The organism is Luteimonas soli, assembly GCF_042648865.1.
GTDB lineage: Bacteria > Pseudomonadota > Gammaproteobacteria > Xanthomonadales > Xanthomonadaceae > Luteimonas > Luteimonas soli.
The window spans coordinates 709,757-724,742 of the sequence record NZ_JBHRYA010000007.1 but is presented as its reverse complement, the minus strand read 5'-3'; the positions used below and the strand labels follow the sequence as shown (position 1 = coordinate 724,742).

General features: G+C 70.0%; 16 protein-coding genes. 9 read left to right on the top strand and 7 right to left on the bottom strand.

From position 1 onward, the window contains the following. Nucleotides 1–61 precede the first annotated feature (61 nt). Nucleotides 62–1,312 (top strand): DUF3426 domain-containing protein, encoded by a 1,251-nt coding sequence (locus ACFONC_RS10630; RefSeq protein ID WP_386743890.1) that lies wholly within the window; start codon nucleotides 62–64, stop codon nucleotides 1,310–1,312. Nucleotides 1,313–1,423: 111 nt separating this feature from the next. Next, complete coding sequence (gene fis, locus ACFONC_RS10625) at nucleotides 1,424–1,693, top strand: DNA-binding transcriptional regulator Fis (RefSeq protein ID WP_386743888.1); 270 nt, start codon at nucleotides 1,424–1,426, stop codon at nucleotides 1,691–1,693. A gap of 99 nt (nucleotides 1,694–1,792) precedes the next feature. Here fis and ACFONC_RS10620 read toward each other — a convergent pair whose 3' ends face one another. Then, complete coding sequence (locus ACFONC_RS10620) at nucleotides 1,793–2,362, bottom strand: hypothetical protein (RefSeq protein WP_386743886.1); 570 nt, start codon at nucleotides 2,360–2,362, stop codon at nucleotides 1,793–1,795. Nucleotides 2,363–2,470: 108 nt separating this feature from the next. Between ACFONC_RS10620 and purH the strand changes: the two genes are divergently transcribed. Both purH and purD read left to right on the top strand, forming a co-directional pair. Further along, nucleotides 2,471–4,072 (top strand): bifunctional phosphoribosylaminoimidazolecarboxamide formyltransferase/IMP cyclohydrolase, encoded by a 1,602-nt coding sequence (purH, locus tag ACFONC_RS10615; protein ID WP_386743884.1) that lies wholly within the window; start codon nucleotides 2,471–2,473, stop codon nucleotides 4,070–4,072. Between the two features lie 281 nt (nucleotides 4,073–4,353). Further along, nucleotides 4,354–5,661: a phosphoribosylamine--glycine ligase gene (purD, locus tag ACFONC_RS10610; protein ID WP_386743883.1), complete on the top strand. Its 1,308-nt coding sequence runs from the start codon at nucleotides 4,354–4,356 to the stop codon at nucleotides 5,659–5,661. A gap of 252 nt (nucleotides 5,662–5,913) precedes the next feature. Here the strand turns inward: purD and ACFONC_RS10605 are convergent, their stop codons facing one another. Further along, nucleotides 5,914–6,447 carry a GNAT family N-acetyltransferase gene (locus ACFONC_RS10605; RefSeq protein WP_386743881.1) on the bottom strand — a complete coding sequence of 178 codons (534 nt, stop codon included), beginning with the start codon at nucleotides 6,445–6,447 and terminating at the stop codon, nucleotides 5,914–5,916. A gap of 426 nt (nucleotides 6,448–6,873) precedes the next feature. Here ACFONC_RS10605 and ACFONC_RS10600 point away from each other — a divergent pair, with 426 nt between their 5' ends. Further along, nucleotides 6,874–7,794 (top strand): dienelactone hydrolase family protein, encoded by a 921-nt coding sequence (locus ACFONC_RS10600; RefSeq protein ID WP_386743879.1) that lies wholly within the window; start codon nucleotides 6,874–6,876, stop codon nucleotides 7,792–7,794. 62 nt (nucleotides 7,795–7,856) lie between these two features. Here the strand turns inward: ACFONC_RS10600 and ACFONC_RS10595 are convergent, their stop codons facing one another. Together ACFONC_RS10595 and ACFONC_RS10590 are read right to left on the bottom strand one after the other, a co-directional pair. Beyond that, complete coding sequence (locus ACFONC_RS10595; protein ID WP_386743877.1) at nucleotides 7,857–8,096, bottom strand: hypothetical protein; 240 nt, start codon at nucleotides 8,094–8,096, stop codon at nucleotides 7,857–7,859. Nucleotides 8,097–8,250: 154 nt separating this feature from the next. Next, nucleotides 8,251–8,736 carry an AAC(3)-I family aminoglycoside N-acetyltransferase gene (locus tag ACFONC_RS10590; RefSeq protein ID WP_386743875.1) on the bottom strand — a complete coding sequence of 162 codons (486 nt, stop codon included), beginning with the start codon at nucleotides 8,734–8,736 and terminating at the stop codon, nucleotides 8,251–8,253. Nucleotides 8,737–8,867: 131 nt separating this feature from the next. On the opposite strand from ACFONC_RS10590, the gene ACFONC_RS10585 reads away from it, so the two are divergent. Together ACFONC_RS10585 and ACFONC_RS10580 are read left to right on the top strand one after the other, a co-directional pair. Further along, on the top strand, nucleotides 8,868–9,836 hold the full coding sequence (locus tag ACFONC_RS10585) for a S41 family peptidase (protein WP_386743873.1): 969 nt from the start codon (nucleotides 8,868–8,870) through the stop codon (nucleotides 9,834–9,836). A 120-nt stretch (nucleotides 9,837–9,956) separates the two neighbouring features. Then, a complete protein-coding gene (locus tag ACFONC_RS10580) occupies nucleotides 9,957–10,475 on the top strand; it encodes an adenine phosphoribosyltransferase (protein WP_386743871.1) in 519 nt (172 codons plus the stop codon). 36 nt (nucleotides 10,476–10,511) lie between these two features. On the opposite strand, the gene ACFONC_RS10575 is transcribed toward ACFONC_RS10580, so the two are convergent. After that, nucleotides 10,512–12,164 carry a Na+/H+ antiporter gene (locus ACFONC_RS10575; RefSeq protein WP_386743869.1) on the bottom strand — a complete coding sequence of 551 codons (1,653 nt, stop codon included), beginning with the start codon at nucleotides 12,162–12,164 and terminating at the stop codon, nucleotides 10,512–10,514. Nucleotides 12,165–12,399: 235 nt separating this feature from the next. On the opposite strand from ACFONC_RS10575, the gene ACFONC_RS10570 reads away from it, so the two are divergent. Both ACFONC_RS10570 and ACFONC_RS10565 read left to right on the top strand, forming a co-directional pair. Further along, on the top strand, nucleotides 12,400–12,834 hold the full coding sequence (locus tag ACFONC_RS10570; RefSeq protein WP_386743867.1) for a hypothetical protein: 435 nt from the start codon (nucleotides 12,400–12,402) through the stop codon (nucleotides 12,832–12,834). A gap of 193 nt (nucleotides 12,835–13,027) precedes the next feature. After that, nucleotides 13,028–13,564: a porin family protein gene (locus ACFONC_RS10565; RefSeq protein WP_386743865.1), complete on the top strand. Its 537-nt coding sequence runs from the start codon at nucleotides 13,028–13,030 to the stop codon at nucleotides 13,562–13,564. Nucleotides 13,565–13,671: 107 nt separating this feature from the next. Here ACFONC_RS10565 and ACFONC_RS10560 read toward each other — a convergent pair whose 3' ends face one another. Both ACFONC_RS10560 and ACFONC_RS10555 read right to left on the bottom strand, forming a co-directional pair. Then, nucleotides 13,672–14,415 (bottom strand): energy transducer TonB, encoded by a 744-nt coding sequence (locus ACFONC_RS10560; RefSeq protein ID WP_386743863.1) that lies wholly within the window; start codon nucleotides 14,413–14,415, stop codon nucleotides 13,672–13,674. A gap of 55 nt (nucleotides 14,416–14,470) precedes the next feature. After that, complete coding sequence (locus ACFONC_RS10555; protein ID WP_386743861.1) at nucleotides 14,471–14,899, bottom strand: DUF4920 domain-containing protein; 429 nt, start codon at nucleotides 14,897–14,899, stop codon at nucleotides 14,471–14,473. Nucleotides 14,900–14,986: the final 87 nt, after the last annotated feature.

Here is a 14,986-nt window from a genome sequence, read left to right as displayed (position 1 = left end):
ACGTCGCAATTGTGGTGTTTCGCGGGCGTCGGGGGCGTAACCCCGACCTACAATAAGCGCCATGTTCATCAACTGCCCGTTCTGCAAGGCCCTGGTCGCCACCAACCCGGCCACCGACCAGCCGCCCGAGCACTGTCCGCGCTGCGCGGCGAAGCTGCGCGGCGTAGCCGCGGACGCGCCGGCACCCGCCGTGTCTCCCGCGCCGCAGGACGGACAGACCGGTGCGCCGGCACTGGATCCGAACTTCCTGCTCCAGGTCCCGATACCCGACGCGCCGTTCATCCAGGGCATCGGCGATGCCGCGCCTTCCGAACTGTCATCGCAGATCCACCAGACCGTCACCCTGGGAGCTTCGACGCCCACATCGATCGGCCCGGCCGCCATCGCGCCGATCGCCACGATGCTCAAGCCTGCCGATCCCGGACCTGCGTCGGCCACCACACCGGACGCTGCGGGCCGCGACGAGGGGGCAGCCGTGCCTACGGAGCCGGAGCCTGCCGCCGACGCCGCGCCACCGGCCACCGCCCCGGTTGCTGTACAGACAGGCGCCGGCGATGCGCAAACACCTGCCCAGGCAGACCAGGTGGCCGTCGCGGACACGCCTCCGGCCGATGTCCCGGACTCGAGCGCGGATGTCGCCACCGAGGCGGCCGCCTCCGCTCCATCCGATGTCGAAGCCGCGCCGGACGCCGCAGATGCACCGCCTGCTGCTTCAGAACCTGGCGCCGCGGAAGTCGAGGCGATCGCGACAATCGCGGAAGCACCCGCCGGAACCGCAGCAGCCACGCAACCCGCGCCCCGGGCGCTGCCCAGCTTCGCGCGCCGCCGCGCCGCCCTCGACGCGTCCGGCCTGCACTGGAAATCGGCGGCGGCCATCGTCGCGCTCACGCTGCTGCTGCTGCTGCAACTGCTGCTGGCCGACCGCGACCGCCTGGCCGCCGACGCGCGCTGGCGTCCCCTGTTGGCGAACGTCTGCGGCGTGCTCGGATGCACGCTGCCGCCGTGGCGCGAGCCGGAGGCGTTCGCCCTGCTCGCGCGCGACGTGCGCCCGCATCCGTCGAAGCCGGAAGTGCTGCGCGTCACCGCGACGTTCCGCAACGATGCGCGCTGGCCGCAGCCCTGGCCACGGGTGCGGTTGACGCTGTCGGACGTCAACGGCAATGCCGTGGCCACGCGCGACTTCGATGCGCGCGACTACCTCGGCAACGCGCCTGCGCAGGCGGAACTGCGCAGCGGCCAGAGCGCGTCGATCGCGATGGACGTCGTCGAATCCGGGCCGCGCAGCGTCGCGTTCGATTTCGACCTGCTCTGAGCGGCGCCACCGGCCGGACGATGCGCATCGCATTGGCGCGCGCGACGGCGGCGCGCTAGACTCCCTGTCCCCGCCGCCCGTCGTCGGGCATGACTCACCGGGGACGCCTCATTGAACGCCGAACGTTCAGACAACGCCAACCGCAGCGGCGCCCGCGCGCCCCTGCGCGAGCACGTTGCGAACTCGGTACGCCGCTACATCGGCGACCTCAACGGCAGCGGCGCCGACAACCTCTACCAGATCGCGCTGCGCGAACTCGAGATCCCGCTGTTCGTCGAAGTGCTCAACCACTGCGACGGCAACCAGAGCCGCGCCGCCACGATGCTCGGCATCCATCGCGCCACGCTGCGCAAGAAGCTGCGCGAGTACGGGATCGACTGATCGCCAGTCGACCGCAACCGCTCTTGCAGGAGCGGAAGAAGTTGTAGGAGCGGCGGAAGCCGCGAGCCTCCTCGCGATGGAGCAGGCGCCTGCCGCGGCTCACCCCGGCATCAGCGTCCAGTACAGCGCGTAGAACGCGATCCACGCGACCCACCAGATCCGCCGCACCATCGTGACGCCCAGGCGCGGCGTCGCCCAGCGCGCGATGCCGTGGACGAGCAGGGCCACGGCCAGGAAGCGTGCGCCGCGCGCCACGATGCTGCAGGCGACGAATACCGGCAGCCCCAGCCCCGCCGACGCCGCCTGCACCGCATACAGCTTGTACGGCGCGCCGCTGAAGCCGCCGATCAGCAGGCCGGCGCCACCCAGGTCCTGCAGCTGCGCCTGCACACGGGAGACCAACCCGGGGCCGATCGCCGGCAGGCGCTCGAACAGCGCCAGCAGCGCCGCTTCATGCTGCCGGCCGGCGAAGTACAGCAGCACGCCGCCGGCCAGCGCGCCGGCCAGCGCGAATCCGCAGCTGCGCAGCGCCGCCGGCCACGACGACAGCGCCCGCCGGCTGATCCACACGTCCGGCACCACGAAGAACACCGTCGCCTCGGCAAAGCCCCACAGCAGCGAGATCGCGTGCGCGGCGCGCGTTGCCTGGCCGGATTCGTTCGATTGCATGCGCAGCCGTCTCCATTCCCTGCCGATCGTCGTGCGCTCCTGCAAGCGGACCTGCCCGCGACGGGTCCGCAGACTACAATATCGCCCCCGCCGCACCGCCTTGTCGCCATGCCCGCACATCCGCCCGCCGCACCGGTGAAGGACACATCGGTGAAAATCAGCCGCGCCCTGCTCTCCGTGTCCGACAAGACCGGCCTGCTCGACCTCGCGCGCGCCCTCGCCGCGCGCGGCGTCGACCTGTTGTCGACCGGCGGTACCGCCAAGGCGATCCGCGACGCCGGCCTGCCGGTGCGCGACGTGTCCGAGGCCACCGGCTTCCCGGAGATGATGGACGGGCGGGTCAAGACCCTGCACCCGGTGGTGCACGGCGGCCTGCTCGGCCGCGCCGGCACCGACGACGCGGTGATGGCCGAACACGGGATCGCGCCGATCGACCTGCTGGTGCTCAACCTCTACCCGTTCGAGAAGGTCTCCGCCGATCCGTCCAGCACGATGGAGCAGATCGTCGAGAACATCGACATCGGCGGCCCGGCGATGCTGCGCTCGGCGGCGAAGAACTTCGCACGCGTCGCGGTCGCGACCGATCCCGCGCAGTACGCGGGCCTGCTCGAGGAACTCGACGCCAACGACGGCACGCTGTCGGCGAAGACGCGCTTCGCGCTCTCGGTGGCGGCGTTCGACCGCGTCGCGCAGTACGACGCCTGCATCAGCAACTATCTTTCCTCGATCGGCGAGGACGGCAGCCGCAGCGCATTCTCCGCTCAGGCCAACGGCAGCTTCGTCAAGGTCATGGACCTGCGCTACGGCGAGAACCCGCACCAGCAGGCCGCGTTCTACCGCGACCTTTACCCCGCGCCCGGCTCGCTGGCGACGTTCACGCAGCTGCAGGGCAAGGAGCTGAGCTACAACAACATCGCCGACAGCGACGCGGCATGGGAATGCGTGCGCCAGTTCGACGCGCCGGCGTGCGTGATCGTCAAGCACGCCAACCCCTGCGGCGTGGCGGTCGGCGCGGGCTGCGGCGACGCCTACGAACTCGCTTACGCCACCGACCCGACCTCGGCCTTCGGCGGCATCATCGCCTTCAACCGCACGCTGGACACGGCGACGGTGAAGGCCATCCTCGACCGCCAGTTCGTCGAGGTGCTGATCGCACCCGGCTACGAGGAAAGCGCACTCGACTACGCGAAAAAGAAGGCCAACGTGCGCGTCCTTCGCATCCCGCCGGCGCCGCCGACGGCTGGCTTCATCGACACCAAGCGCGTCGGCTCCGGGCTGCTGATGCAGACCGCCGATGACCGCGTGGTCACGCGCGACGAATTGAAGGTGGTGACCCGGCGTGCGCCGTCCGACGCGAAGCTCGACACCCTGCTGTTCGCCTGGCGGGTGGCCAAGTTCGTCAAGTCCAACGCGATCGTCTACGCGAAGGACCAGCGCACGATCGGCATCGGCGCCGGCCAGATGAGCCGCGTGGTCAGCGCGAAGATCGCGGGGCTCAAGGCCGAGGAAGCCGGGCTCGTCGTGCCGGGTTCGGTGATGGCGAGCGATGCGTTCTTCCCGTTCCGCGACGGCATCGACGCCGCCGCCGCAGCGGGCATCCGCGCGGTGATCCAGCCCGGCGGCTCGATGCGCGACAAGGAAGTGATCGCCGCGGCCGACGAGCACGACATCGCGATGGTGTTCACCGGCGTCCGTCATTTCAGGCATTGATCCCGGCTGCGCCGGCATCAATCCCGAAGTTCGCTGCGCGGACTTCTGGCCCCCGCCCGCGCTGCCACACCCCCATTCACGCCTGCGGCACGAATCGCCCCCTGACTCAGCGGGCTAAACTTGCCGTCCGGCATTCCACGCATTGAACGTTCTCTATGGCGGCGCCGGACTTTTGTGGGAGCGGCTTCAGCCGCGAGCTTTTTCGCAACCATCCGGAATCAAAGAAGCTCGCGGCTGAAGCCGCTCCCACAGGGCCAAGGTAGTTTCCGAAGGAGACCTGCATGAAGATCCTCGTCATCGGCGCCGGCGGACGCGAGCACGCCCTGGCATGGAAGCTGGCGCAGTCGCCGCGCGTGGACGAGGTGATCGTCGCGCCGGGCAACGCCGGCACCGCGACCGAAGGCAAATGCCGCAACGCGGACGTGGCCGCCACCGACCTCGACGGCCTGCTGGCGCTCGCACGCGATGAAGGCGTCGCGCTCACCGTCGTCGGCCCGGAAGGTCCGCTGGTCGCCGGCATCGTCGACCGTTTCCGCGCCGAGGGCCTGCGCATCTTCGGCCCCACGGCCGCCGCCGCGCAGCTGGAGGGCAGCAAGGCCTTCGCCAAGGATTTCCTGGCCCGCCACGGCATCCCCACCGCGCACTACGCGGTGCACACGCAGCTGGACGACGCGCTCGCCTACGTCCGCGACAAGTGCGCACGCGCTTCTGATCAACGCATCGTGATCAAGGCCGACGGCCTGGCCGCCGGCAAGGGCGTGATCGTGGCGATGACCCTGGCCGAGGCGGAGGCCGCGGTCACCGACATGCTCGCCGGCAACGCTTTCGGCGAGGCGGGCGCGCGCGTGGTGGTCGAGGAGTTCCTCGACGGCGAGGAAGCCAGCTTCATCGCCATGGTCGACGGCCGCTTCGCGCTGCCGATGGCGACCTCGCAGGACCACAAGCGCGTCGGCGACGGCGACACCGGCCCGAACACCGGCGGCATGGGCGCCTACTCGCCCGCGCCAGTGGTCACGCCCGAAGTCGAAGAACGCATCCTGCGCGAGGTCATCGCGCCCACGGTGCGCGGCATGGCTGCCGACGGCGCACCGTTCACCGGCTTCCTCTACGCCGGCCTGATGATCGACAAGGCCGGCGCGCCGAAGGTCATCGAGTTCAACGTGCGCTTCGGCGATCCCGAGACGCAGCCGATCATGATGCGGCTGCGCTCGGACCTGCTCGAACACATCGAGCACGCCATCGACGGCCACCTCGACCGCAGCCGCGCGCTGTGGGACCCGCGTCCCGCGCTGGGCGTGGTGATGGCGGCAGAGGGCTACCCCGGCAAGCCGCGCACCGGCAACATGATCAACACCTGGGACGTGCCCGACGTGGACGACACCAAGGTGTTCCACGCCAGCACGCGCCTGGACGGCGACCGCGTCGTCACCGCCGGCGGCCGCGTGCTGTGCGTGTGCGCGCTGGGCGACACGGTCGCCGATGCGCAGCAGCGCGCGTACGCGGAAGTGGCCGGCATTTCCTGGCCGGGCGAGTTCCACCGCCACGACATCGGCTGGCGCGCGATCGAGCGCGAACGCGGCAGCGAGTAGGTAGCCGCGAGCTCTTGCTGTTGCTCCTCCCCCTGCGAAGGCAGGGGGAGGCTGGGAGGGGGTGTCTACGGTTCGCATTGATCCCAAAGGCACCCCTCCCCAACCCGTCCGGCCCGCCAGCACAGCTGGCGATCGTTCATCAGCGCACGAGCCGGTGGCTCGTCAACGCGCTTCCTCACCCCCTGCCTTCGCAGGGGAGGGAGCTGAAAGCTCGCGGCTGGAGCCGCTCCTGCAAAGGCGTGCCGCATCGGGTCATCGGTGGCCATCACGCTCGATGGCGAAGACGTGCTCCATGCACGGCTCGCCCTTGAACATCGCCGTCCGCTCACCCGTCTTCCGCAGGCCCGCCTTGTCCAGCATCCGCCGGCACGCCAGGTTGCGCGCGTCGGTGGCGGCGATGATCGTCGCAACGGGCGTATGGCGCAGCAGCAGCGACACCAGCGCCTGCACGGCTTCCGTCCCCAATCCCCGCGCCTGTCGCCGGGGGTCGATCGAAAGCCCGAATTCGGCGGCATGCAGGTCGGCGGAAAGATGGATGCCGATGTCGCCGACCAGGACATCGTCGTGCATCGCGATGCCGACCTGGCGCCACGCGCCGGGCAGCAACGGCGCATCCGTGGCTTCACCGCGCAGGAATTCAAGCGCCTGCTCCCTGGACATCGGCGACCAGCCCTGCAGCCGCGCCACGTCCTCGCGGCTGCGGTAGCCGTGGAACGCATCCACGTCGGAAACCCGCAGCGTGCGCAGCAGCAGGCGGTCGGTGCGATGGGGAAGGTGCGCGATCATGGCGTTTCCTGATGTTTGCGGGTCATGGCATGCACTCCCTCCGCGACGGCATCCGCACTTCACGGCGCAGCGGCCCGCACCGCGCAATGATGGCGCAAGATTCGCCCGAGGAGCGCAGGCATGCCGACTCGCCCGCCCGACCCCCGCCCCGATCCACGGCCCGAGCCGGATCCCCCCGGCCAGGTACCGAACCCCGCACGCGACCCGATGCCCGGCCGGCCGGTCGATCCGGTGATTCGACCGGTGCATGACCCCGGCACGCCCGGTCGCCCGGAGCGGCCGGAACCGCCGCCCAAACCCGGATGACGGGCGTGCGCGGCATCGCGTACGCGGCGTGATGCCGCATGCCGGTCGACCGCAGCCATAACGCGTTCTTTCCCCGCTGCCGGTTAGATTCCCGTCTTCCCACGAAGTGGAGGCACGTCCATGACCGACAAGCGCAGGGCCACGGCCAGCGACTTCGATCCGGAAGTGCTGCGCCTATTCGACCAGTACGTGCACGGACTGATCGACCGGCGCGGCTTCCTCTCCGGCGCGGCGCGCTTCGCGGTCGGCGCCAGCGGCGCGGCGGGGTTGCTGGCCGCGCTGACGCCGCAGTTCGCCGCCGCGCAGCAGATCAAGCCCGACGACGCGCGGCTGTCGGCCAGGCACGTCGAGTTCGCATCGCCCAAGGGCTACGGCACCGCGCGCGGCTACCTGGCCAAGCCCGCGGAGGCCGGCAAGCCTGCGCCACTGGTGCTGGTCGCGCACGAGAACCGCGGCCTCAACCCGCACATCGAGGACATCACGCGGCGATTGGCGCTGGAGGGATTCATCGCGTTCGCACCCGACGCACTGTTCCCGCTCGGCGGATATCCCGGCGACGAGGACGCGGCGCGCGCGCTGTTCGGCAAGGTCGACCAGGACAAGGTGCGCGAGGATTTCCTCGCCGCCGCCGGTTTCCTGCGCAAGGTCGAAGGCGGCAACGGCAGGCTCGGCACGGTGGGCTTCTGCTGGGGCGGCGCGATGGCCAACTTCCTGGCCACGCGCCTGCCTGACCTCGCCGCGGCGGCGCCGTTCTACGGCAGCCCACCGCCGCTGGAAGACGTGCCGAAGATCAAGGCCGAGCTGCTGGTGGTGCTGGCCGCGAACGACGAGCGCATCAATGCCGCCTGGCCCGGCTACGAGGCAGCGCTGAAAGCCGCAGGCGTGCAGTACGCGCTGTACCAGCCGGCGGGCACCCAGCACGGTTTCAACAACGACACCACGCCGCGCTACGACGAGGACGCCGCCGCGGAAGCCTGGAAGCGCACGCTGGCACTGTTCGATCGCCGCCTGCGCGACGGGCAGGACGGCGGCAACGCCTGATTGCCGGTGCACGACGGGCGCCTGCCGATGGTGGCCGGCGCGCCCCACGCGCGACGCGCGACTCAATCCTCAAGGTTGTCCATCCTTGATTTCGGCAGCATGCACGCCGGATTGCGCCGGAAGCGGATGTAGCCGACCAGCGTGAAGACGCCCGCCGTCATGGCGCCCCAGAAGAGCGCGAACCTCAATGCGGCGCCACTCTCGTGTCCCTTCACCAGTTCGACCACGAACAGGATGACCGACACGACGAGGAAGACAACCAGCAACCGCCTGATCCAGAACCCGGGTTTCATCTTCGACATGCCTCGACTGGTTGGTTTGACGACCTGGCGCCCGATCGCGCCCGCCCGCGCAGCGGCCCGGGCGGATGCCCGGCATTGTCCGCCGGCCATGGACAGGACGTTGGCAGGCGCCGATTGTGACCGGCCGCGAAAATGGGAGCGGAAGCGAAGCGCCCTACCTTGCCGCAGCCGGAGCAGCCGGCATCGGCTCGATATCGAAGTGCAGCACGTCCTCGCGCGTGCCCAGCTTCGTGTACAGGGCGATGGCCGGGTCGTCTCCGAGATCGGCCTGCACGTAGATCACGTATGCACCGCGCCGCGATGCGGTGCGCCGGAGTTCGTCGATCATGGCGGTGGCGATCCCCTGTCGCCGGTGCGCCTGCGCCACGGCCAGGTCGTAGATGTAGATCTCGCTGCGCTCCTGCTCGAACTTGGGCAGCACATAGGCGGCGATCCCGCCTATTACCTCGTCGTCCCTGGTTGCGGCGATGGCGATGAATGCGTCGCTGCCGAGCAGGCGCTGCAACCACGCCGCACGCGGCGGGCGCCCGGAATAGGCGTGGACATCGTCGAACGCCTCGCCGAACATCGCCAGCATCGCGCGCATCGGCGCCACATCATCGCGGTCCAGCTCGCGGATCGAGAATGGGACATTGGGCATGCTGACGAACCTCCGGCGCGGGACGTGGCTGAAGGATACGGGCTGCGCGCCGCGCCTGCCGCGGCCATGCCGCTGCGACGCAATCGCCCGCTGCGGCATCCATTCGAATATCACCTTGCCGGAGCCTCCCCATGCCGTCGTTTCGCCACCGCACCGCCCTGTTGCTCCTGTCACTGCTGCTGGCGTGCCCCGGCGCCCTGGCCGCCGATGCCACGCCACGCTCGCAGGTCGCCGGCGTGGCGCAGGCAATCGAGGACCACTACTTCGACGCCGAGCGCGGCCGCGACATCGCGCAGGGCCTGCGCTCGGCCGCGGACGCCGGCGCATTCGACGCGCAAGGCTCGCCGCAGGCGCTGGCCGAGGCCCTGACCGCGCGCCTGAAGCCGCTCGATCGCCACTTCCGCGTGCACGTACTGCGCGAGGGCGAGCGCAAACCCCTTGCACGGCGCGGGTCACCGGCCGACGCCGACCCCGACAGTGGAATCACGCGCGCCGAAATGCTGGCCGGCGACATCGGCTTGCTCGGCCTGCGCGGATTCGCCGACTTCGAATTCGGCCGCGACGACCAGCCCGCGCGGCAGGCCATCGACGCGGCGCTGCAGGAACTCGCGCACGCCGATGCGGTGGTGGTCGACCTGCGTGGCAACCGCGGCGGCTCGCCGGCCATGGTCGGCTACCTCGCCAGCGCATTCGTCACCCGCGGCGCGGACATCTTCAACACCTTCCACAGCCGCGCCGGCACGTTCAGCGAAGCGCCCGCTGACTGGTACCGCGCGCCGCGCACGACGGTGCCGCTGTACGTGGTCATCGATGCGCGCACCGGCTCGGCCGCCGAATCGTTCGCCTATACCCTGCAGCAGGCCGGACGCGCGACGATCGTGGGCGAAACCAGCGGCGGCGCGGCCAACCCCGGCGGACCGGTCGCCACGCGCGAAGGCCTGGAGGTGTTCGTTCCCACCGGCTCGCCGCTCAACCCGTTCAGCGGCGGCAACTGGGAAGGCGTCGGCGTACAGCCGGACGTGCGCGCGCCATCGGCGGAAGCGGTCGACGCGGCGCTGCGGCTCGCGCGCACCGCGACCGCCCGGCGAAGGCCCGAGTAAGCGAAGCCAACCTCCTGGCGCTGATCCAGCGCGTGCGACGCGACGGACGCTGCGGTGCCCACTCGTGGCCACGCGCCATCTCCGCTAGCATCGTCGTGATTCCGAAACGGCGAACAACCCATGCCCGATTGGCAGGACTTGATCCGCGACATCCCGGATTTCCCGAAACCCGGGGTGGTGTTCAAGGACATCACCCCGCTGCTCGCCGACGCGGACGGCTATGCCGCCGCGGTCGATGCGATGGCCGCGCCCTGGCGCGGCGTGGCGCTCGACGCGGTACTGGGCATCGAGTCGCGCGGCTTCATCCTCGGCGCGGCGCTGGCGCGGGCGCTGGGTACCGGCTTCGTGCCGGTGCGCAAGCCGGGCAAGCTGCCGGGGCGCACGCTCGCGCAGGCATATGAACTCGAGTACGGCAGCGACCGCCTGGAGATCCATGCCGACGCGGTGGCGCCCGGCGCGCGCGTGCTGCTGGTCGACGACGTGCTCGCCACCGGCGGCACGCTTTGCGCCGCGCTCGCACTGGCGCGGCAGCAGGGCGCAACCGTGGTCGGCGCATCGGTGCTGCTGGAAATCGCCACGCTGCAGGGCCGCGCGCAGTGGGATGCCTCGGTGGCGCTGGAGGTCGGCATCACCTGCTGAGCGCGACCGCATCTGCATTCCGGTCCGGCGTGCTGCTCAGCGCGCCGACTTGCCCAGCAGACTCGCCTCCATCAGGTCGATCTCGCCCACCAGCTTCTGGTGCACGACGTCGTCGATCGCGAACGCGCGCCGCAGCCGGTACAGCTCGTCGCGCTCGGCATCGAGCGCAACCAGCCGCAGCCGGCGTTCGGCCTCGTCCAGGCGCCGCATGTCCTCGGCGCTCTCGCCGCTGAGGTCGCCGTAGTCCAGGTGCCGGCGGTAGACATCGAGCAGGTGCACCGCGGCTTCGGCGCGCACATCGACGTCGCGCTGGTCGGCAAGCGGCTCGGCGATCGCCTTCTCGATGCGCCGGATCGCGGCCTCCGAGGCGGCCACGCGCGCGTTGGCTTCGGTGTCCTTGCGCTCGGGTTCGGGCAGGCTGGCCGTCAGCCCGCGCGTGAGCAGCGGCAGGCCGATGCTGGCGATCACCAGCGACAGCAGGATCACGCCCATCGCGATCAGGATCGCCACCTCGCGCGCCGGGAACAGCGAGCCGTCGGGCATCAGCAGCGGCAGGGTCAGCACGCCGGCCAGGGTGATCGCGCCGCGCACGCCGGCGGTGGCGATGATCGCCAGCAGGCGCGTATGCGGCATCTTCGCTTCCCGGCCCTGCCATGCCGCGCGGAACACCGTCAGCCGCACCGCCACCCACACCCACGCGAAGCGCAGCGCGCCCAGCGCGATCGTGATGACCACCACGTAGCCCAGCAGGTGCCATACGTCGTTGCCGCTGCCGCTGCGCGACGCCGCCTCGGGCAGGGCGCGCAGCATGCGCGGCAGTTGTTCGCCAAGCAGCACGAAGATGATGCCGTTGAGCACGGTCTGCACGGTGTCCCACACCGCATTGCGCTGCATGCGCGTCGCCGCCAGCGGGCGGCCCGACAGCTCGCCGTAGTGCATCGCGATGCCGGCGACCACCGCGGCGAGGATGCCGGACACGTGGATGTGCTCGGCCACAAGGTAGGCGGCGAACGGGATCAGCAGGCTGACCAGGATCTGGATGCCCGGGTCCTCGCCCCCGCGCCGCACCAGCAGGCGGTTGGCACGGCCGATCAGCCAGGTCACCGCCACGCCCACGGCCACGCCGCCGCCGGCCACCAGCACGAAGCTCAGCGAGGCCTCTGCCAGCGAGAAGTGGCCGGTCAGCGCGGCGGTCACGGCAAAGCTGAAGCAGACCAGGCCGGTGGCGTCGTTGAGCAGCGACTCACCCTCGAGGATGTGCATCAGCCGCGGCGGCAGCGGCGAGTTGTGGGTCATCGCCGCGACCGCGACCGGATCGGTCGGCGACAGGATCGCGGCGAGCGCGAACGCCACCGCCAGCGGCATCGCCGGCACCAGCCATTCGATGAACCAGCCCATGCCGACCACGGTGAACACCACCAGCCCGATCGCCAGCGCCAGGATCGGCTTCCAGTCGCGGAAGAACGCGCCCTTCGGAATGCGCCAGCCGTCGAGGAACAGCAGCGGCGGGATGAACAGCAGCAGGAACAGGTGCGGATCGAACGCGACGTCGAAGCCGATCCATGACAGTCCCGCGCCCAGCGCGATCTGCAGCAGCGGCAGCGGCACCTTCAGCGGCAGCAGGCGGGCAATGAACCCGCTGACGACCACCGCCAGCAGGAACAACAGGACCATCATGACGACGTGCATGCGGGGCTCCGTGGGGGAATGTTGCGGGCCGACGCCTGGCCCGCGGCGACCGGGCATCGTGCGGCCCGCCGCGGCTCCGGGGGATCACGACTCGCGCGCACATCCGCGTACCGGGGCCGACGCGCAAGTGTGCGCGCACCCGGCGCACCAGGCCAATGGTTGGGCAACCGATCGCACGCGGACGGCGCGACGCGATCGATTGTAATCACCGCACCCACAACAGCGGAGCATCGCCATGAACAAGCGTCCCCTCGTCGTTGCCGGCCTCCTCCTTTCCGCGCTGGCCCCGCCCTGCCTGGCCGCCGAAGGCGGGGATGCCGGATGCAGCCGCATCGCAGACGTCGACCTGCCCTACGACGTTGGCGTAGCTGCCGACGCACTGCGCTTCGAGGGCCGCGACGGCACCATCGTCGTCACGCCCGACCGGATCGAATCCGGCAACCAGGTGTTCCGCGACGAAGCCGTGCGTGGCTACCACGACGACCTGCGCGGTTTCCTCGACAACGCCGGATCGATGGCGAAGGTCGCCAAGGCATTCACTCGGCGCGACGCGTTCCCGCAGGCGGCCACCGGCATGTGCCGCGCCATCCTCGCCGTGCAGGCCTCGGGAGCGGAAATGGAACAGCGCTTCCCGGGCTTCACCAGCCCGGTGCGGGTTTCGCTGGAATAGTCGCCGGCGCCGCGCGGGATCGTGTCCAAGTTTCGCGATGGGACAAACCATCCCTGATTCCGCACTTCTGCATCGCGCTTGCGCGCCCATCTCTTCCCTGCAGCGACGGCAGTCCAGGCACACCGCCGGGGCCCGTCGCACGGAAATCGCCTCCCTCCCCCTCGTGCGATATCCGCTGCAGGAGTCCAACACAATGAGCAAGAACAAGATGCTGTCCCGTGCCCTGTTCGCCGTCCTGATCGGCGCCGCCACCTTCGGCGCGCAGGCGGCCGAGAAACCCGGCTTCTACCTCGGCGCCGGCGTCGGCCAGTCGTTCGTCGACGAAACCGGCTATGACGACGAAGACACCGCGTTCTCCGCGTTCGGCGGCTACCAGTTCAACCAGTGGTTCGGCCTGGAAGCCGGCTACGCCGACCTCGGCGAGCTCGAGCCCGGCGCGGCCGGGACGTCGCTCGAAGCCAGCTCGGCCTATCTCACCGCCGTCGGCACGCTGCCGTTCACCGACAGGTTCTCCGGCTACGCCAAGGCCGGATTCCAGCGCTGGGACCTCGACACTTCCATCCCCGGCCTGGCCGGCACCGGCGATGACAGCGGCACCGACCCGACCTACGGCCTCGGACTGCAGTACCGATTCACCGACGCGTTCGCGCTGCGCGGCGAGTACAGCCGTTTCGAGATCGAGGACGTGGACGTCGACCTGGCCCAGCTGCAGGCGCGCTTCGACTTCTGATCGCACTCGACAAGTCACTGCGCATCAAACGACTGTGCAACAAGCGACAAGGCCGCCGATGAAAATCGGCGGCCTTGCTGCGCGAGATGCAATTACACGGGCATGCATCACGGGACAAGCGAGTCAGCATCGGTCCTGAGCGCGACCGCGCTCGACTCGGCCATGTGCAGCCCGACTGGCAGTTCGCGCTTGTCGGCCTTGGCGTGTGTCTCGCACCAGCGCGTGTTTCCGCTGCAGAATGCAGACGTCATCGAGACCGGCGCGCGCACGACATGGCCCGCCACCACTTCCGGGCGAAACGTCCGGTGCTCGAGGAACTCCATCACCGAGGCAAGGAACAGCTTGCGGTAGCGATCGGAACGACTGCTGCTTTCGTAGCCGATGTCTCGAACGACCGGAGTCCCGTCCGCTTCAACTTCCACGAGGAGCTCCAGCACCGCACTGACGTCGTCGAACATCGCGTCCTTCGGATAGCGCGGACCATCCGGGAGTGCCCCGAACGCCATCGCCCCGGTTCGCACGCGAACAACATGAAGCCTGGCGGCCGCCCCGTTCTCGATCGGCTCCAGCACGACGTGGACCAGCAGGCCGGTCCGGACGTTCGCCGACTGCCCGTTGACGGTGGCAGGCACGAACTTCCAATGCCGGACGGCGGGCGACAGGTCTCCGGCGATCGCAGCCTGGAGCGCCGATCCCTTGTCCCACTCCAGGCCCACGACGTTGCCCTGCTCGTCGATTTCCAGCGCGCCGCCGATCCATACATCGATCGATTCGGGCTGCTTCGACTGCTTCGGCGCAGCGGCCGCGGCGACACAGAACATCGCTGCCAGCGCGACGATGGCCAAACGCATGATTCGCATGTCTCCCCCGGACATGGTTTCCTTCACTCAGCCCCGTGCCGGCGGCTCAGCCCTCGATGCGCACGCCGGTCGCGTCGATGCGCAATTCGCGCGTAACGGGCACTACGTCGCCGCCGGCATCCTCGGCCAGGTGCTCGGCGGCTTCCTTCGACAGTTCCTTGACCGACAGGACGCCATACACTTCGGCCTGGCCGCTGGCGTCCTTCGGCACGAGGAAGGCGTGGTCGCGCATCATCACGCGCGCGGCGTGGCCGTCGTCCTCGAGCATCATCCAGCAGCCCTCCTTCTGACAGACCTCGGTGATGCGTCCGCTGAAGCGGTGTTCGGTGCCGGTGTAGGCACCGGTGTCCGCCGCGGCGACGGAGATCGGCACCACGGCGGCATCCTCCGCGATCGGCGCACCGTAGGTCCTGGTGTCTCCGGCATGGAGGGCGAAGGGGATCGACAGCATCAGGACGAGCAGCGGCAGGCGCATGGACGGACTCCCGGAAGGCGGATGCGGCGCAGTGTACGACACGCCGTCGCGGCCACGGTTCGCGGCTCGCGGCCTGCACCACGCCCC